This window comes from Kitasatospora sp. MY 5-36 (genome assembly GCF_001182915.1).
GTDB lineage: Bacteria > Actinomycetota > Actinomycetes > Streptomycetales > Streptomycetaceae > Kitasatospora.
The window spans coordinates 1-18,127 of record NZ_LFVW01000200.1; the positions used below are offsets into that span (position 1 = coordinate 1).

General features: G+C 71.9%; 15 protein-coding genes. 4 read left to right on the forward strand and 11 right to left on the reverse strand.

Annotation, left to right across the window (positions count from 1 at the left end; translation table 11 throughout):
* Nucleotides 1-1,683: hypothetical protein (locus tag AE652_RS14725; RefSeq protein ID WP_049651813.1), on the forward strand; the 1,683-nt coding region annotated here is incomplete at its 5' end.
* A gap of 48 nt (nt 1,684-1,731) precedes the next feature.
* Nucleotides 1,732-2,058, forward strand: coding sequence for a tetratricopeptide repeat protein (locus AE652_RS14730; protein ID WP_049651814.1), 327 nt, complete (start codon nt 1,732-1,734; stop codon nt 2,056-2,058).
* A 103-nt stretch (nt 2,059-2,161) separates the two neighbouring features.
* Here the strand turns inward: AE652_RS14730 and rpsD are convergent, their stop codons facing one another.
* The 7 genes from rpsD to AE652_RS14765 form a co-directional block, all read right to left on the reverse strand.
* Nucleotides 2,162-2,776 (reverse strand): 30S ribosomal protein S4, encoded by a 615-nt coding sequence (gene rpsD, locus AE652_RS14735; protein ID WP_030240707.1) that lies wholly within the window; start codon nt 2,774-2,776, stop codon nt 2,162-2,164.
* A gap of 309 nt (nt 2,777-3,085) precedes the next feature.
* Entirely contained in the window at nt 3,086-4,528 is a 1,443-nt protein-coding gene (locus AE652_RS14740) for a replication-associated recombination protein A (RefSeq protein WP_234348384.1), read from the reverse strand.
* A 56-nt stretch (nt 4,529-4,584) separates the two neighbouring features.
* Nucleotides 4,585-5,403, reverse strand: coding sequence for a polyphosphate kinase 2 (ppk2, locus tag AE652_RS14745; RefSeq protein WP_049651815.1), 819 nt, complete (start codon nt 5,401-5,403; stop codon nt 4,585-4,587).
* Between the two features lie 137 nt (nt 5,404-5,540).
* Nucleotides 5,541-5,987 carry a GNAT family N-acetyltransferase gene (locus AE652_RS14750; RefSeq protein ID WP_079272098.1) on the reverse strand — a complete coding sequence of 149 codons (447 nt, stop codon included), beginning with the start codon at nt 5,985-5,987 and terminating at the stop codon, nt 5,541-5,543.
* 155 nt (nt 5,988-6,142) lie between these two features.
* Entirely contained in the window at nt 6,143-7,933 is a 1,791-nt protein-coding gene (aspS, locus tag AE652_RS14755) for an aspartate--tRNA ligase (protein ID WP_049651817.1), read from the reverse strand.
* Entirely contained in the window at nt 7,930-9,192 is a 1,263-nt protein-coding gene (gene hisS / locus AE652_RS14760) for a histidine--tRNA ligase (RefSeq protein ID WP_049651818.1), read from the reverse strand. Before hisS ends, aspS begins: the two co-directional genes overlap by 4 nt.
* Before the next feature lie 11 nt (nt 9,193-9,203).
* On the reverse strand, nt 9,204-9,911 hold the full coding sequence (locus AE652_RS14765; protein ID WP_049651819.1) for an MBL fold metallo-hydrolase: 708 nt from the start codon (nt 9,909-9,911) through the stop codon (nt 9,204-9,206).
* Nucleotides 9,912-10,160: 249 nt separating this feature from the next.
* On the opposite strand from AE652_RS14765, the gene AE652_RS14770 reads away from it, so the two are divergent.
* A complete protein-coding gene (locus AE652_RS14770; protein ID WP_049651820.1) occupies nt 10,161-11,003 on the forward strand; it encodes a peptidylprolyl isomerase in 843 nt (280 codons plus the stop codon).
* 265 nt (nt 11,004-11,268) lie between these two features.
* Complete coding sequence (locus AE652_RS14775) at nt 11,269-12,498, forward strand: DUF349 domain-containing protein (protein WP_049651821.1); 1,230 nt, start codon at nt 11,269-11,271, stop codon at nt 12,496-12,498.
* Nucleotides 12,499-12,588: 90 nt separating this feature from the next.
* On the opposite strand, the gene AE652_RS14780 is transcribed toward AE652_RS14775, so the two are convergent.
* The 4 genes from AE652_RS14780 to secD form a co-directional block, all read right to left on the reverse strand.
* The gene (locus tag AE652_RS14780; protein WP_181970527.1) at nt 12,589-15,018 is read right to left on the reverse strand and encodes a bifunctional (p)ppGpp synthetase/guanosine-3',5'-bis(diphosphate) 3'-pyrophosphohydrolase; all 2,430 of its coding nucleotides are present in this window, start codon (nt 15,016-15,018) and stop codon (nt 12,589-12,591) included.
* A gap of 177 nt (nt 15,019-15,195) precedes the next feature.
* Complete coding sequence (locus AE652_RS14785) at nt 15,196-15,747, reverse strand: adenine phosphoribosyltransferase (RefSeq protein WP_049651822.1); 552 nt, start codon at nt 15,745-15,747, stop codon at nt 15,196-15,198.
* A 28-nt stretch (nt 15,748-15,775) separates the two neighbouring features.
* Nucleotides 15,776-16,876 (reverse strand): protein translocase subunit SecF, encoded by a 1,101-nt coding sequence (secF, locus tag AE652_RS14790; protein ID WP_049651823.1) that lies wholly within the window; start codon nt 16,874-16,876, stop codon nt 15,776-15,778.
* A 4-nt stretch (nt 16,877-16,880) separates the two neighbouring features.
* The coding region (secD, locus tag AE652_RS14795; protein ID WP_049651824.1) for a protein translocase subunit SecD at nt 16,881-18,127 on the reverse strand (1,247 nt) is incomplete at its 5' end.

Here is an 18,127-nt window from a genome sequence, read left to right on the forward strand (position 1 = left end):
GCCGGCCCGGCGCGGTCGGGCGCGCTGCCGGACGCGGTGCGGCTGTTCGCCGACCGGGCCCGGGCGGTGCTGCCGTCCTTCGAGGTGACGGAGGACAACGCGGAGGCGGTCGCGCTGCTCTGCCGCCGGCTGGACGGCATCCCGCTGGCCGTGGAGCTGGCCGCCGGCCGGCTGCGCGCGCTGTCGGTGGAGCAGGTCACCGCCCGGCTGGACGACCGCTTCCGGCTGCTCACCGGCGGCTCCCGGACGGCCCTGCCCCGGCACCGGGCGCTGCGCACGACGATCGGCTGGAGCCATGAGCTCTGCACCGTGCAGGAACGTTTACTCTGGGCCCGCCTGTCGGTCTTCGCCGGCGGTTTCGACCTGGAGGCCGCCGAGTACGTCTGCGCCGGCGAGGGCATCGAGGCCGAAGAGGTGCTCGACCTGCTCGACGAGCTGGTCGCCAAGTCCGTGGTGCTGCGCGAGGACAGCGCCTTCGGCGTGCGCTTCCGGCTGCTGGACACCCTGCGCGAGTACGGCGGCCAGTGGCTGCGGGCCGCAGGCGAGGAGCCGCGGCTGCTGCGCCGCCACCGGGACTGGTACCTGGGCGTCGCCACCTGGGGCGAGGTCGAGTGGTTCGGCCCCCGGCAGGCGGAGACCGCCGAGCGCACCCAGCTGGCCCACGGCAACCTCCGCGCGGCGCTGGAGTTCTGCCTCGCCGAGCCCGGCGAGGAGCAGATCGCCCTGCTGCTGGCCGGCACCCTCTGGTTCTACTGGATCGGCTGCGGCCACCTCGGCGAGGGGCGGCACTGGCTGGACCGGGCGCTCGCCCTGGACCGCGAGCCCACCGAGGCCCGGGCCAAGGCGCTCTGGGTGACCGGCTACACGGCCACCCTCCAGGGCGACCTCGGCTTCGCCCGCCCGGCGCTGGAGGAGTGCCGCCGCCAGGCCCTGAACACCGGCGACGACCGGGCCCTGGCCCACGCCGTCCACCGCCAGGGCTGCGTCGCCCTGGTCGGCGACGACCCCGACCGGGCCGCCGAGCTGTTCGAGGAGGCGCTCTGGCACTACCGGACCATCGGCGAGCTCAACAGCAACGTGGTGATGGCCATGCTGGAGCTGGGCCTGGCCTACCTGTTCCAGGGCGACCTGGACAGCGGCGAGCTCTGGTTCGGCCAGGCCCGCGAGCTGTGCGAGGAGCACGGCGAGCAGTGGGCCTACGGGTACGTGCTCTACGCGATGGCGTACTCGCACTGGCTGGACGGCGCGGTCCAGCCCGCCCGGATGCTGGCCCGGGAGTGCGTGCGGCTGAACCACCTCTTCCGCGACCTGCTCGGCATCGTGCTGGGCATCGACCTGCTGGCGCTGCTGGAGACCGAGCCGAGCCGCCCGGGCGAGCCGGGCGACCTGCGCGAGGCCCGGGTGCTGCAGGGGGCCGCGCACCGGATCTGGCGCGCGGTCGGCAACCCGTTCCTGGGCTCGCGGAACTTCTTCGGCCCGCACCAGGAATGCGCGGAGCGGGCCCTGGCCGGGCTGAGCGCCCAGGAGTACGAGGAGTGCTACGAGGCCGGCACCCTGCTGGACCTGGACGCGGCGGTCGCCCGGGCGCTCGGCGGCGGGGGCGCGGCGGAGGGCGCGGAGCCGGTGCCGGATCCCCGCGCGGTGCCGCCCACGCCGGCGCCCTCGGCGGTGCGGAATAGTTGAAACTTGCCGATTGCTTGAGGAGGCAAGGAACTGCTCGGAAGGAGCACCATGGCCGTCCACAACGCCGCCAACGAGTACCGCATGGCGAAGTTCTACTTCGATTCCAAGGCGTACACCGACGCGGCCCGCATGCTCGAAGGCGTCCTGGCCGAGGAGCCGACCAACCTCTCGGTCCGGATGCTGCTGGCCCGCAGCTACTTCCACTCGGCCCAGCTGCGGCGCGCCGAGGCCGAGCTGCTGCGGATCCTGGAGGCCGACCCGGCCGAGGACTACGCCCGGCTGATGCTCGGCCGCACCCTGGAGCGCCAGGGCCGCGCCGAGGAGGCCCGCCCGCACCTGCGGCTGGCCGCCGCGATGGCCGGCGAGAGCATCTGACGGCAGCGGGAGGAACAGCGGGAACAGCGGAAAAGGGGCGAGCCCCCGTCGCCTCGAAAGGCGGCGGGGGCTCGCTCGTGGTGTCGCGAAGAGCGGAACCGGGTCAGCGCGAGTAGTACTCGACGACCAGCTGCTCGTCACAGATCACCGGGACCTCCTTGCGCTGCGGCGCACGGTCCAGGCGGAAGGCCAGGGCCTTCAGGTTGACCTCGAGGTACTTCGGGGTCTGGCCCTCACCCGCGTAGCCACCCTCACGGGCGACCTGGAAGGGGACCTTCTCCTTGGAGCGCTCGCGGACGGTGACCACGAAGCCCGGCTTCATCTGGAACGACGGCTTGTTGACCTTGCCGCCGTTGACCTCGATGTGGCCGTGGACGACCATCTGGCGGGCCTGGTAGATGGTGCGGGCGATGCCCGAACGCAGGACCAGGGAGTCCAGACGGGTCTCCAGGTCGGCGACGAGCGCCTCACCGGTCTTGCCCTCGGCCTTCTTCGCGCGGTCGAACGCGCGCGCCATCTGCTTCTCGCTCAGGTCGTACTGGGCGCGCAGACGCTGCTTCTCGAGCAGACGGACCTTGTAGTCCGAGTTCTGCTTGCGGCCACGGCCGTGCTGGCCGGGCGGGTACGGGCGGGCCTCGAAGTACTTGACGGACTTCGGGGTCAGCGGCACGCCGAGCGCACGCGCGATCTTGACCTTGGGACGCTTCTGGTTCGCCATGAACCAAACCTTCCTTGCTTACGAATACGGCTTCACCAGGTGTTGACGGAGGTCGCATCTCGCGACCCGGAGACAACCCATCGCCGAGGCGATGCGGTCAGCCGCTCTCCGGAGCCGGGCACGGAAGTGCTGGTCACACGGACCGGCCCGGAATCCGGGCCCGTCCGCGACACCGAAACGGTGCGCGACGCTCCTGGTGCGGGCCCCTCGAGGGGGCCTACGGCCGGTGTCCCGCTGGTGCGGCCGGTCGGTGGGGTCTCCCCCGCCGCCGTCCCGGGACATGGCACTCCGATCGAGTATACCGGTGGATCACTCGCCCTTTTCCCCGGGCTGCTCCTCGGCCCCCGCCGCCGCCTTCCGCGGCTTCTGCTCGGGCTTCTGCTCGGCCTTCTTCTCCACCCTGCGCTCCCCGCGCAGCCGCCCGCGCGTCCACTCCACGACCTCCGCGTACCGCGCCTCGCCGCCGCGCCTGGTCGGCTGGTAGTACTCCCGGCCGTGCACCGCGTCCGGCGCGTACTGCTGGGCGGCGATGCCCTCCGGCAGGTCGTGCGGGTAGCGGTAGCCCTTGCCGTGGCCGAGCTTGCCCGCGCCGCCGTAGTGCGCGTCCCGCAGGTGGGACGGGACGGCGCCCGCCAGGCCCTGCCGGACGTCCGCCAGCGCCGCGTCGATCGCCAGGTAGGCGGCGTTGGACTTGGGCGCCAGGGCCAGCGCGATGGCCGCCTGGGAGAGGATGATCCGGGCCTCCGGGAAGCCGATCAGCGCCACCGCCTGGGCCGCCGCCACCGCCGTCTGCAGGGCCGTCGGGTCGGCCAGGCCGACGTCCTCGCTGGCCGAGATCATCAGCCGGCGGGCGATGAACCGCGGGTCCTCCCCCGCCTCGATCATCCGGGCCAGGTAGTGCAGGGTGGCGTCCACGTCGCTGCCGCGGATCGACTTGATCAGCGCGCTCGCCACGTCGTAGTGCTGGTCGCCGTCCTTGTCGTAGCGCACCGCCGCCTGGTTGACCGCCGTCTCGGTGGTGGCCAGCGTGATGCTCGGCTCGCCCTTCTCCAGCGCCGCCCCGGCCGCCGCCTCCAGCGTGGTGAGCGCCCGCCGGGCGTCCCCGCCGGCCAGGCGCACCAGGTGGTCCTCGGCCTCCGCGGTCAGCTCCAGCGCGCCCTCCAGCCCGCGCTCGTCGGCCACCGCGCGGCGCAGCAGCGCCCGGATGTCCTCGTCGGTCAGCGACTCCAGGGTGAGCAGCAGCGAGCGGGACAGCAGCGGGGAGATCACCGAGAAGTACGGGTTCTCGGTCGTCGCCGCGATCAGGGTGACCCAGCGGTTCTCCACGGCGGGCAGCAGCGAGTCCTGCTGGGCCTTGGAGAAGCGGTGGATCTCGTCCAGGAAGAGCACCGTCTCCCGGCCGGACATCCCGACCGCCCGCCGGGCACCGTCGATCACCGCCCGGACCTCCTTGACCCCGGCGGTGATCGCGGACAGCTCCACGAAGCGGCCCTCGACCGCCTGGCTGATCACGTGCGCCAGGGTGGTCTTGCCGGTGCCGGGAGGGCCCCAGAGGATCACCGAGCTGGTCGCCGCCGGGCCGCGCGAGCTCCCGACCAGGCGGCGCAGCGGCGAGCCGGGCTTCAGCAGCTGCCGCTGCCCGGCCACCTCGTCCAGGGTGCGCGGACGCATCCGTACGGCCAGGGGCGCCCGGCCGGGCTCCCTGGTCTGGCGTTCCTCGGCGGCGGCGGTGAAGAGGTCCGGTTCGTCCACACCGGAAGCCTATGCGAGGGCTCGGACAGCCCGCCAAGAGCTGCGCGGGGCCCGTCCTACTCCAGCCCGGCGGCGTGGTCCGGGACGTACTTCTGGAGGTCCCGCGGGGGCCGCTCGTAGCCGCGCGAGGCGGGGCGGGGCGGCAGCTGCACCCGCGGCTCCCTGATCTCGTGGTACGGCACGGTGGACAGCAGGTGGGCGATCATGTTGATCCGGGCCCGGCGCTTGTCGTCGCTCTCCACCACGTGCCAGGGCGAGTCCGGGGTGTCGGTGTGGATGAACATCTCGTCCTTGGCCCGCGAGTAGTCCTCCCAGCGAGTGATCGACTCGACGTCCATCGGGGAGAGCTTCCAGCGCTTCATCGGGTCCTCCAGCCGGTCCCGGAAGCGCCGCTGCTGCTCGGTGTCGCTCACCGAGAACCAGTACTTGCGCAGCAGGACGCCCGACTCGGTGAGCATCCGCTCGAAGGTCGGGCACTGGTGCAGGAACTGCCAGTACTCCTCGTCGGTGCAGAAGCCCATCACCCGCTCGACGCCCGCGCGGTTGTACCAGCTGCGGTCGAACAGGACGATCTCCCCGGCGGCCGGCAGGTGCTCGACGTACCGCTGGAAGTACCACTGGGTCTTCTGCCGCTCGGTCGGTGTGGGCAGCGCCGCGACCCGGGCGATGCGGGGGTTGAGGTACTCCGTCACCCGCTTGATCGCCCCGCCCTTGCCCGCGGCGTCGCGCCCCTCGAAGACCACCACCAGCCGGGCGCCCTCGACGCGCACCCACTCCTGGAGCTTCACCAGCTCCTCCTGGAGGCGCAGCAGCTCCCGCTCGTACGGCTTCCTGGCCAGTCGCTCCGGTTTCCCGGTCCGCTGCTGCTCGGCCACCCTCGGTTCCTCCGTCCGGCTGAATGCTGATCAGCACTCACCGTAGGCGCCCACGGCCGGTTCCGCAGGTCGGCGGGGGGCCTTGGCGACCGGGGCCGGTCTCGTGGACCGGCCCTGGGGAGAGGTGCCGGGAGAGGTCAGACGGCGACGAAGGGCTCGGGGTAGCGGCAGAGCCCGCGCGGGGTGCCGTCGTACGACGGCAGCGGCAGCACCTGGAAGTACGCCTCCGGCACCTCGAACGGGCCGGTGACCTCGTGCCGCCCGGCCGGCGCGAAGCCGAACCGCGCGTAGTACTCCGGGTCGCCGAGGACGACCACGAGCTTCTCGCCCGCGTCCTCGGCCGCCGCCAGCGCGGCCCGGACGACCAGCTCGCCGACGCCCCGGCGCTGCCACTCGGGCGCCACCGCGACCGGCCCGAGCGCCAGCGCCTTGCCGTCGCCGACGAGCAGCCGGGTGAGCAGCGCGTGGCCGATCACCAGCCCGGTCCCGTCGACCGCCACCACGGACAGCCCGGGCAGCCAGGCGGGGTCGCGGCGCAGCGCGTCCACCAGGTCCGCCTCGTCCGGGCCGGGGAACGCGGCCATGTGGACGCGTCTGGTCGCCGGGGCGTCCTCCGGACATTCGATTCTTGTGGTCACCTGCAAGAGTCAACCCTCCCTGTGTCACACACCGTTGTGGACCGGCCCCGGACGGCGGGTGAGCCGTCCGGGGCCGTTGCAGGTTAGCGGATGACGCGGTGTCAGGACTGGGGCTGGGCCTCGCCCTTGGCGTCCTCGCGGACCTTCGGCTTGGCGTCCACGCCGGCCTCGCGGCGCTGCGCCGGGGTGATCGGGGTCGGGGCGCCGGTCAGCGGGTCGCCGCCGGTGGACGTCTTCGGGAAGGCGATGACGTCCCGGATGGTGTCGTACCCGCCCAGCAGGGTGACGATGCGGTCCAGGCCGAAGGCGACACCGCCGTGCGGCGGCGGGCCGTAGTTGAAGGCGTCCAGCAGGAAGCCGAACTGCGAGGCCGCCTCCTCCTCGGAGAGGCCGATCGCGTCGAACGCCCGCTTCTGCACGTCGCGCTGGTGGATACGGATCGAACCGCCGCCCAGCTCCGAGCCGTTGAGGACCAGGTCGTAGGCGTTGGAGAGCGCCGAGCCCGGGTCGGTGTCGAAGGTGGCCAGCGACTCCGCGGTCGGGGCGGTGAACGGGTGGTGCACCGCGTGCCAGCCCTGGAACTGGCCCTTGTCGTCCTCGATCGGCTCGAACATCGGGAAGTCGACGACCCAGAGGAAGGCCCACTGGGACTCGTCGATCAGCTCGCAGCGGCGGCCGATCTCCAGACGGGCGGCGCCGAGCAGCTCCTGGGAGGCGCGCTCCTTGCCGGCCGCGAAGAAGACCGCGTCGCCGTTCTTGGCGCCCGCGGCGGCGGCGAGGCCGGCCAGGTGCTCCGCGGAGAGGTTCTTGGCGACCGGGCCGCGCAGCTCGCCGGTCTCGGCGTCGATGAGCACGTAGGCCAGGCCCTTGGCGCCGCGCGCCTTGGCCCAGTCCTGCCAGGCGTCCAGCTGCTTGCGCGGCTGCGAGGCGCCGCCGGGCATGACCACGGCACCGACGTACGGGGCCTGGAAGACGCGGAACTCGGTGCCCTTGAAGTACTCGGTCAGGTCGGTGAGTTCCTGGCCGAAGCGGACGTCCGGCTTGTCCGAGCCGTAGCGGCCCATGGCGTCCGCGTAGGTCATCCGGGGCAGCGGGTTCGGGATCTCGTACCCGTGCACCTCGCGCCAGATGGAGCCGACGATCTTCTCGCCGAGGGCCAGGACGTCCTCCTGGTCGACGAACGAGGCCTCGATGTCCAGCTGGGTGAACTCCGGCTGCCGGTCGGCGCGGAAGTCCTCGTCGCGGAAGCAGCGGGCGATCTGGTAGTAGCGCTCCATGCCGGCCACCATCAGCAGCTGCTTGAACAGCTGGGGCGACTGCGGCAGGGCGTACCAGTGGCCGGGCTGGAGGCGGACCGGGACGAGGAAGTCGCGGGCGCCCTCGGGGGTGGAGCGGGTGAGGTACGGCGTCTCGATGTCGAGGTAGTCGTTCTCCTCCATCACCCGGCGGATGATGTTGTTGACCTTGGAGCGCAGGCGCAGGCCCTTGGCCGGGCCCTCGCGGCGCAGGTCCAGGTAGCGGTAGCGCAGCCGGACCTCCTCGTTGACCGTGCCCGGCTCGTACTCGGCGACCGGGAAGGGCAGCGGGGCGGCCTCGGAGAGCACCTCGATCGCGCTGACGACGACCTCGACGGCGCCGGTCGGGATGTCGGGGTTCTCGTTGCCCTCGGGGCGGACCCGGACGTCGCCGACGACCTTGACGCAGTACTCGGCGCGCAGGCCGTGTACCGAGTCGAGGTCGCGGACCACGATCTGCACGGTGCCGGAGGCGTCGCGCAGGTCGATGAAGGCGACGCCGCCGTGGTCGCGGCGGCGGGCGACCCAGCCGGCCAGGGTGACGGTGGTGCCTGCGTGCTCCGGGCGGAGCGTGCCCGCGTCGTGCGTGCGGATCACAGCTGCTTCTCCTTCAGGGTGGTGACGAGTGCGTCGAGGGCGACGGGGGTCTGCTCGCCGGTGCTCATGTCCTTGAGCTGGACGACGCCCTCGGCGAGGTCCCGGTCCCCGGCGATCAGGGCGAAGCGGGCGCCGGACCGGTCGGCGGACTTCATGGCGTTCTTGATGCTCTTGACGCCGAAGGCGAGGTCGGTGGCCACGCCGGCCCGGCGCAGCTCGACCACCTTGGCGAACAGGGTGTTCTTGGCCTCCTCGCCGAGCGCGACGGCGTAGACGGAGGTGGCCGCCGGCAGGTCGAGGGCGACGCCCTCGGCCTCCAGTGCGAGGTAGGTGCGGTCCACGCCGAGCGCCCAGCCGACGGACGGCAGCGCCGGGCCGCCGATCATCTCGGACAGGCCGTCGTAGCGGCCGCCGCCGCCGATCGCGGACTGGGCGCCGAGGCCGTTGTGCACGAACTCGAAGGTGGTGCGGGTGTAGTAGTCCAGGCCGCGCACCAGCTTGGGGTCGTCCACGAAGGCCACGCCCGCCGCGGTGAGCAGCTCGCGGACCTTCTCGTCGTACGCCTTGCAGGCCTCGCACAGGTAGTCGCGCAGCATCGGGGCGCCGACCAGCTGGGCCTGCACCGACTCGCGCTTGTCGTCGAGGACGCGCAGCGGGTTGATCTCGGCGCGGCGGCGGGTCTCCTCGTCCAGGTCCAGGCCGGAGAGGAAGTCGATCAGCGCGGCACGGTAGACCGGGCGGCACTGCTTGTCGCCGAGGCTGTTGAGCAGCAGCGAGTAGTCGCTCAGCCCCAGCGAGCGGAAGGCGTCGTCGGCCAGGATGATCAGCTCGGCGTCCAGCGCCGGGTCCTCGGCCCCGATCGCCTCGGCGCCGACCTGGGAGAACTGGCGGTAGCGGCCCTTCTGGGCGCGCTCGTAGCGGTAGTACGAGCCCGAGTACCAGAGCTTGACCGGCAGGTTGCCCTGCTTGTGGAGGTTGGCCTGGAGCGCGGCGCGCAGCACCGAGGCGGTGCCCTCGGGGCGCAGCGCGAGCTCGTCGCCGCCCTTGGTGGTGAGGGTGTACATCTCCTTGGAGACGATGTCGGTGGACTCGCCGACACCGCGGGAGAACAGCTTCACGTCCTCGAAGACCGGGGTCTCGACGTAGCCGTAACCGGCCCGGCGGGCGGGCGCGGCGATGCGCTCGCGGATCGCCAGGAAGGTCGCGGAGCTGGGGGGCAGCAGGTCGTAGGTGCCCTTGGGGGCGGTGAAGGTGCTCAACTTCTCTTCCGTCACATTCCTCGTCGCGGGAAAGCCGGGGCGCCTGCCGCCCCTGCTGCCTGTCGGAGGTAGGGGTTGGTGGCGCGCTCGCGGCCGATGGTGGTCTGACCGCCGTGGCCGGAGAGGACCACGGTGGAGTCGTCGAGGGGCAGGCACACCCGGGCCAGCGAGTTCATGATCGCCTCGCTGTCCCCGCCCGGGAGGTCGGTACGCCCGATGGAGCCGGCGAACAGCAGGTCGCCCGAGAACAGCACCGGGGGGAGGTCCTCGGCACCGGGCGTCCGGAAGGTCACCGACCCCCCGGTATGGCCCGGGGCGTGGTCCACGGTGAGCTTCAGGCCGGCCAGCTCCAGCACGCCGCCGTCGGTGAGCTCGCGCACGTCGTCGGGCTCGCCGACGGTGAGCTCGCCCATCAGCTGGGTGCCCAGGGAGCGGCCGAGCGCCTTCTCCGGGTCGGACATCATGTACCGGTCCTCGGGGTGGATCCAGGCCGGGACGCCGCGGGCGCCGCAGACCGGGACCACCGAGGCCACGTGGTCGATGTGGCCGTGGGTGAGCAGCACGGCGACGGGCTTCAGCCGGTGCTCGCGGACCATCTCCTCGACGCCGCGGGCCGCCTGGTGGCCGGGATCGACGATGACGCACTCCTCGCCGGCCGCCGGAGCGACCAGGTAGCAGTTGGTGCCCCAGGCTCCAGCGGGGAATCCGGCGATGAACACGCGCGTCCTTCGGGTGTGTGGCGGTCGGCTGCGGCGGCTGCCAGTGGTGATGCCACCAGTGGTGATTCAGGTGCAGCCTACCGGCGCCGCGGGTCCGGTTGCGAACCAGATACGGGCGGCGGGGCGCCGCGGCCCGGCAGGTTCACCGGGTTCTTACAGGCCCGGTCCCTACACTTGGCCGCCGAGGGATGCGATGATCCGCTCCGGAATCCATCCACTTTTCCCGCACATCCGTAGGAGACACGGCCGGTGGTCAGCAGCGAACAGCGGCGGCGGCAGCTCGCCCGAGAGAAGTACGAGCGCCAGTTGGAGCGCCGGGTCGAGGCCCAGGCCGCGCGCAGGCGGCGCAACACGATCCTGGGCGCCTCGCTCGCCGTCGTGGTCCTGGCCGGCGGTGGCACCCTGATCGCCACCGGCGCGTTCAGCTCGGACGACAAGGGCGACAAGAAGGCCTCGAACAGCGCCCAGGCCGCGCCGACCGGTACCGAGGAGCCGTCCGCCCCGACCCGCAAGCCGGTCGAGGGCTGCGCCGCCCCGGCGCCGGGCGCGCCCAACGGCAAGCAGTGGCAGGCCGAGCCGGCCATGACGATCGACGCGGGCGGCTCGTACGCCATGACGCTGGACAGCAACTGCGGCAAGGTGACGATCGCGCTGGACGCGGCGAAGGCCCCGCACACCGTGAACTCCTTCGCCTTCCTGGCCGGTGAGCAGTACTTCGACCACACCAAGTGCCACCGCCTCACCACCGACGGCATCTTCGTGCTGCAGTGCGGCGACCCGACCGCCAGCGCGACCGTCCCGGGCGGCAGCGGCGGCCCCGGCTACAAGTTCGCGGACGAGAACCTGACCGGCGCGACCTACCCGGCCGGCACCGTGGCGATGGCCAACTCCGGTCCGGGCACCAACGGCAGCCAGTTCTTCCTGGTCTACAAGGACACCAAGCTGCCCCCGAACTACACCCCCTTCGGCAAGGTCACCGGCGGCCTGGACGTGGTGCAGAAGATCGCCGCCGCGGGCACCCTGGAGGGCTCGTCGGACGGCCACCCGATGGCCGACGTCACCTTCAACTCCGTTACGGTGGCGAAGGGTTGACCGACTCCGGGGTCGTCGGCGGGTGGCCTGCGCGCCGCCCCCGCACGGCCCCGGACCGAAATCGCCCGGCCCGGATGCGGACAGCACCGGGCCTGGTCGCCTATGTTGGCGTTGTATAGGGTGCCCGGACCCGCCTAGCCGTCACCCTCGGCAGCAAGGCACGGCGGACGGGGACGGCGGACTCTTTCGGTCCGTCGCACATCAACTGTGGACGACGGACGCGCGCCGCCCCGGCGCGGGCGCGACGTCATGTGGAGGACGCGCTATGAGCAGCGACCCGTGGGGCCGTGTGGACGAGCAGGGCACGGTCTACGTCAGGACGGCCGACGGCGAACGAGTCGTCGGTTCCTGGCAGGCCGGCTCGCCCGAGGAGGCCCTCGCCTACTTCGAGCGCAAGTACCAGGGCATCGAGGTGGAGATCGGCCTGCTGGAGAAGCGGGTGCGGACCACCGACCTGGCCGCCAAGGACGCCCTGGCCGCGCTGGAGCACCTGCGCGCCCAGGTGGTCGAGGGGCACGCGGTCGGCGACCTGGAGGGTCTGGCCAAGCGGCTGGACACGCTCACCGGCGAGATCGAGAGCCGGCGCGAGGAGCGCAAGGCCGCCCGCGCCAAGGCCCAGGACGAGGCCCGTGCGGCCAAGGAGGCCCTGGTCACCGAGGCCGAGCAGCTCGCCGAGTCCACCCAGTGGCGGGAGGCCGGGGACCGGCTGCGCGCCCTGGTGGACACCTGGAAGGGCCTGCCGCGGCTGGACCGCAAGAGCGACGACGAGCTGTGGCACCGCTTCTCGCACGCCCGCTCGGTCTTCTCCAAGCACCGCAAGGCGCACTTCGCCACCCTGGACGCCGAGCGCGAGAAGGCCCGGCAGACCAAGGAGGCGCTGGTGTCCGAGGCCGAGGCGCTGTCCTCGTCCACGGACTGGGGCAGCACCGCGGCCGCCTACCGCGACCTGATGGCGCGCTGGAAGGCCGCCGGCCGGGCCCAGCGGGACATCGAGGACGAGCTGTGGGCGCGGTTCCGCGGCGCCCAGGACGTCTTCTTCCAGGCCCGCTCCGCGGTGTTCAGCGAGCGGGACGCCGAGCAGGTGGAGAACCAGAAGCTCAAGGAGGCGCTGGCCGCCGAGGCCGAGACGATCCTGCCGATCACCGACCTCAAGGCCGCCAAGGCCGCGCTGCGCGAGGTCAACGAGCGCTGGGAGGCGATCGGGCACGTGCCGCGCGAGGTCCGTCCGAAGCTGGACGGCCGGCTGAACGCGGTCGAGCGGGCGATCCGCGAGGCCGAGGAGGCCGAGTGGTCGCGCTCCAACCCGGAGGCCAAGGCCCGCGCGGCCGGCATGGTGGGCCTGTTCCAGGCGAAGGCCGACAAGATCCAGGCCGACCTGGACAAGGCCCGCGCGGCCGGCAACGCCTCCAGGATCGCCAAGCTGGAGTCCGAGCTGGACGGCGTGCGGACCCTGCTGGACCAGGCGCACAAGAGCCAGGAGGAGTTCAGCGGCTGATCGCCCCGGCACGCTGGACGGCGAAGGCCCCCGGGACCGTTCCCGGGGGCCTTCCGCGTTCCCCCGCCGTGCTGCCGGCGGGGGCCGCCGCTACTTGCGGGCGGAGGTGACGCGGTAGACGTCGTACACGCCCTCGACGCCACGCACCGCCTTGAGCACGTGGCCCAGGTGCTTCGGGTCGCCCATCTCGAAGGTGAAGCGGCTCATCGCCACCCGGTCCCGGGAGGTCTGCACCGCCGCCGACAGGATGTTGACGTGCTGGTCGGAGAGCACCCGGGTGACGTCCGACAGCAGCCGCGAGCGGTCCAGCGCCTCGACCTGGATGGCCACCAGGAAGACCGAGGACTGGGTGGCCGCCCACTCGACGTCGATCATGCGCTCCGGCTGCTGGTTCAGCGCCTCCACGTTGACGCAGTCGGCGCGGTGCACCGAGACGCCGTTGCCGCGGGTCACGAAGCCGACGATCGGGTCGCCCGGCACCGGGGTGCAGCAGCGGGAGAGCTTGACCCAGACGTCCTCGACGCCCTTGACGATCACGCCCGGGTCGCCCTTGGCCCGGCGGCGCACCGCGCGCCGGTTGTCGTGGGTCGGGGTGGCGGTCTCCGCCAGGTCCTCGGTCGCGCCCTCCTCGCCGCCGAGCGCCTGGACCAGCTTCTGCACGATGTTCGGCGCGGCGACGTGGCCCTCGCCGATCGCGGCGTAGAGCGAGGAGATGTCGGGGTAGCGCATCTCGTGGGCCAGGGTGACCAGCGAGTCGCCGGTCAGGATCCGCTGGATCGGCAGGCCCTGCTTGCGCATCGCCCGGACGATCGCCTCCTTGCCGTGCTCGATCGCCTCCTCGCGGCGCTCCTTGGAGAACCAGGCGCGGATCTTGTTGCGGGCGCGCGGCGACTTGACGAAGCCCAGCCAGTCCCGGGACGGGCCGGCGTTCTCCGCCTTGGAGGTGAACACCTCGACGGTGTCGCCGTTCTCCAGGGTCGACTCCAGCGGCACCAGCCGCCCGTTGACCCGGGCGCCTATCGTCCGGTAGCCGACCTCGGTGTGCACCGCGAAGGCGAAGTCGACCGGGGTCGCCCCGGCCGGCAGGGCTATCACGTCGCCCTTGGGGGTGAAGACGAAGACCTCGTTGCTGGCCAGGTCGAAGCGGAGCGACTCCAGGAACTCGCCCGGGTCGGCGGTCTCCTTCTGCCAGTCCAGCAGCTGCCGCAGCCAGGCCATCTCGTTGACGGCGCCGGCCTTGTCGTCCTTGCGGACCTGGGTCGGGGTGTCGGTGCGGACCTTGGAGGCCCCGGCCACCGCGCGCTGCTTGTACTTCCAGTGCGCGGCGATGCCGTACTCGGCCCGCCGGTGCATGTCGAAGGTGCGGATCTGCAGCTCGACCGGCTTGCCCCCGGGGCCGATCACCGTGGTGTGCAGCGACTGGTACATGTTGAACTTGGGCATCGCGATGTAATCCTTGAACCGCCCCGGCACCGGGTTCCACCGCGCGTGGATGGTGCCCAGCGCCGCGTAGCAGTCGCGGACGGTGTCGACCAGGACCCGGATGCCCACCAGGTCGTAGATCTCGGCGAAGTCCCGGCCCCGGACGATCATCTTCTGGTAGACCGAGTAGTAGTGCTTCGGCCGGCCGGTGACGGAGGCGGTGATCCGGGCGCCCCGCAGGTCCCCCTGGACCTGGTCGATGACGGTCGCCAGGTACTCGTCCCGCTTGGGGGCGCGCTCGGCGACCAGCCGGACGATCTCGTCGTACATCTTGGGGTAGAGGATCGCGAAGGCGAGGTCCTCCAGCTCCCACTTGATGGTGTTCATGCCCAGCCGGTGCGCCAGCGGGGCGTAGATCTCCAGCGTCTCGCGGGCCTTCTTCTCCTGCTTCTCCCGCTTGAGGTAGCGCATCGTGCGCATGTTGTGCAGGCGGTCGGCCAGCTTGATCACCAGGACCCGCGGGTCCTTGGCCATCGCCACGACCATCTTGCGGACGGTCTCGGCCTGCGCGGCCTCGCCGAACTTGACCCGGTCCAGCTTGGTGACGCCGTCCACCAGCAGGGCCACCGAGTCGCCGAAGTCCTTGCGCAGGGTCTCCAGGCCGTAGTCGGTGTCCTCGACGGTGTCGTGCAGCAGTCCGGCCATCAGCGTCGGGGCGTCCATGCCGAGCTCGGCCAGGATCGTCGCGACGGCCAGCGGGTGGGTGATGTACGGGTCGCCGCTCTTGCGCTTCTGCCCGCGGTGCCACTTCTCGGCCACCGCGTACGCCTTCTCGATGTCGCGCAGCAGAGCCGGGTCGGCCTTGGGGTCGTTGGCCCGGATCGAGCGGAACAGCGGTTCCAGGACGGGGTTGAGCACGCTGGAGCGCTGGCCGCCCAGGCGGGCCAGCCGGGCCCGCATGCCGCCGGTGGAACCGCGGCCGGAGGGGCCGAGCGAACGCGAGGAGGTCGGCGCCGGGCGTGCCGGGGTGGCCCCCGAGGGCGTGGGACGGTTTTCGGGGGTGGCCGCTTCGGCCGTGGGCACAACCTCGTCGGGCAAGGACTACTCCTCGGGGCACCGGGGCCGACCCCTGCCGAGGCCCGAACGGTCCGGGACAACCGGGAGGGGATGAATCTTCATGGTACCGAGCCGGGCGCCGGGGTGTTCATCCGGCCGGGCCAGGAAACGGAAGGACGGCGGTCGGATGTCCCGACCGCCGTCCTCCCGACGAGTCCCTCAGACCGTGACCAGCGTCTCCAGCGGAGCGCCGCCCAGGTGCCCGGCCAGCCGCTCGCGGCCGTCCAGGAAGCCCAGCTCCATCAGCACCACGACGCCCGCCAGCTCGGCCCCGGCCTCCTTCACCAGGTCCAGCGAGGCGCCGATGGTGCCACCGGTGGCCAGCACGTCGTCCACCACCAGCACCCGCTCACCGGGCGTGAAGGCGTCGCACTGCACCTCCAGCGTCGCCGAGCCGTACTCCAGCTCGTACGAGCGCCGGAACACCTCGCCGGGCAGCTTGCCCTGCTTGCGGATCGGCACGAAGCCGAGCCCGGCCGCGAAGGCCGCCGGGGCCGCCAGCACGAAGCCGCGCGCCTCCAGGCCCACGACCTTGGTCGCACCGAGCTCCGCGGCCCGGTCCGCCAGCGCCCGGGTGAGGGCGCCGAAGGCCTCGGCGTCGGCGAGCAGCGGCGCGATGTCCTTGAACAGCACACCCGGCTTCGGGTAGTCCGGGACGTCCCGGATCCGGCTGTTCAGCAGCTCGGCCAGTGCGGTGTCGGCGGTGGTCACGGTGGGTTCCTCGGGTTCGTGGTCGGGTTCAGCGCTTGGTGGACGGACGGCCCTTGGCACGGGTGCCGGCCGAGCGGCCACGCTGTCCGACCATACCCGCAGGCTGCTCCTCGTCGTCCGGCTCCCCGTCCGCCGTGACGGCGTCCCCGGCCTCCGCCTTGGCGGCGGCCGAGGCCCGGTGCTGGAGGACCCGCTTGCGCAGCGCCTTCATCTCCGGCTGCTCCTCCTTGAGCTGCGCCAGCAGCGGGGTGGCGACGCAGATCGAGGAGTAGGCACCGGCCGCGAGACCGATGAACAGCGCGAGCGAGATGTCGTTCAGGGTGCCGGCGCCCAGGAAGCCGCCGCCGATGAACAGCAGCGCGGCGACCGGAAGCAGCGCCACCACGGTGGTGTTGAGCGAGCGCACCAGGGTCTGGTTGAGGCCCGCGTTGGCGGCCTCGCTGTAGGTGAGCTTGTTCTGCTTGGTGATCCCCTTGGTGTTCTCCTTCACGGTGTCGAAGACGACGACCGTGTCGTAGAGGGAGTAACCGAGGATCGTCAGGAAGCCGATCACCGTACCCGGGGTGACCTCGAAGCCCACCAGGGCGTACACGCCGATGGTGATCAGGAGGTCGTGGATGAGGGCGACCAGCGCGGCCAGCGCCATCCGCCACTCGAAGGCGATCGCCAGGTAGACCGTCACCAGGACCATGAAGACGACCAGGCCGGTGAGCGCCTTCTGGGAGATCTGCTTGCCCCAGCTGGGGCCGATCACCTGGGCCTCGACGGTGTCCAGCGGCACGCCGAGCTTCTGGGAGAGCTCGGAGCGGATCTCGTCGGAGCTCTTCGGCTCCTCGGTGCTGACCTGGATGCGGATCTTGCCGTTGTCGGTCGACTGCACCAGCGGGTGCGAGGAGACGACCCCGTCGGCGGTTTCCTGCGCCTGGGAGACCGTCAGGCCGGGCTTGGCCACGGTGTAGACCGAGCCGCCCTTGAACTCGATGCCCAGGTGCAGGCCCATGGCCAGGCCGATCGCCGCGACCAGCACGATCACGCCGGAGATGGAGTACCAGAGCTTGCGGCGACCGACGAAGTCGAAGCTGACCTCGCCCTGGTAGAGCCGGTGGCCCAGGTTGGAGAAGCGTGACACGGTGTCAGGCCTCCTTCACGGCGGCAGAGGAGGGGTTACGGCGACGGCTGCTGCGAAGCGGCGGGCGGGCGCCCAGTCGCTTCGGGTCCAGGCCGGACCACGGGTGGCCGTTCAGGAAGAACTTGCGGCGGGCCAGCAGCGTGATCAGCGGCTTGGTGAAGAGGAAGATCACCACGACGTCGAGCGCGGTGGTCAGACCCAGGGTGAAGGCGAAGCCCTGGACCTTGCCGACCGAGACCACGTAGAGGACGGCGGCACAGAGGAAGGACACGAAGTCCGAGACCAGGATGGTGCGCCGGGCGCGCGGCCAGGCCCGCTGGACCGCCGGGCGCAGCGGGGCGCCCTCGCGGACCTCGTCGCGGATGCGCTCGAAGTACACGATGAAGGAGTCGGCGGTGATGCCGATCGCGACGATCGCACCGCAGACCGCCGGCAGGTTCAGCGCGAAGCCGATCGCGTTGCCGAGCAGGCTCATGATCGAGTAGGTCAGGGCCGCCGAGACGAGCAGACCGGCGATCGAGACCAGGCCGAGGCCGCGGTAGTAGACCAGCGAGTAGGCGACCACCAGCAGCATGCCGATCGCGCCGGCCACCAGGCCGGCCTTGAGCTGGTCGCTGCCGAGCGCCGGGGAGACGGTGGTGATGTCGCTCTTGACGAACTCCAGCGGCAGGGCGCCGTAGCCGAGCACGTTGGACAGGTCCTGCGCCTCGGCCTGGGTGAAGCGGCCGGTGATCACGGCGCTGCCGCCGGGGATCGCGTTCTTGACCTCGGGGTGCGAGACGACCTGGTTGTCCAGGACGATCGCGAACTGGTTGTTCGGCGGGGCCTGGGTGGCGAGCTGGCCGGTGACCTTGGTGAAGTCGTCGGTGCCGTTGCCGTTGAACTGCAGCTGGACCTGCCAGCCGGCACCCGTCTGGGTGTCGAGGGTCGGCTGCGCCTTGGAGACGTCCGAGCCCTTCACGGCGACGGGGCCGAGGGCGAGCTTCTCGTAGTAGCCGTTCTCGGGCTTCTGCGAGCAGGCGACGACGGCCTTGTCGTCGGGGCCGGTCTGGGCGGTGCGGACCTCGGGCTTGGAGCAGTCGAGGGCGGCGAACGCGGCGCTCAGCTCCGGCGGCACGGTGCCCTGGGTCATCGCGGCGCTGAGGTCGGCGGCGCTCGGCGGGGTGGCCGCGGCGCTCGGGGCGCCGGTGGCGGGGGCGGTGGGCGCGGTGCTCGCGCCGGTGGCCGCGGCGGTCGGGCTAGCGCCCTCGG

Coding starts and splice junctions, on each gene's coding strand:
- AE652_RS14730 (WP_049651814.1), top strand. CDS start 1,732: ATGGCCGTCCACAACGCCGCCAACGAGTACCGCATGGCGAAGTTCTAC.
- rpsD (WP_030240707.1), bottom strand. CDS start 2,776: ATGGCGAACCAGAAGCGTCCCAAGGTCAAGATCGCGCGTGCGCTCGGC.
- AE652_RS14750 (WP_079272098.1), bottom strand. CDS start 5,987: ATGGCCGCGTTCCCCGGCCCGGACGAGGCGGACCTGGTGGACGCGCTG.
- AE652_RS14775 (WP_049651821.1), top strand. CDS start 11,269: ATGAGCAGCGACCCGTGGGGCCGTGTGGACGAGCAGGGCACGGTCTAC.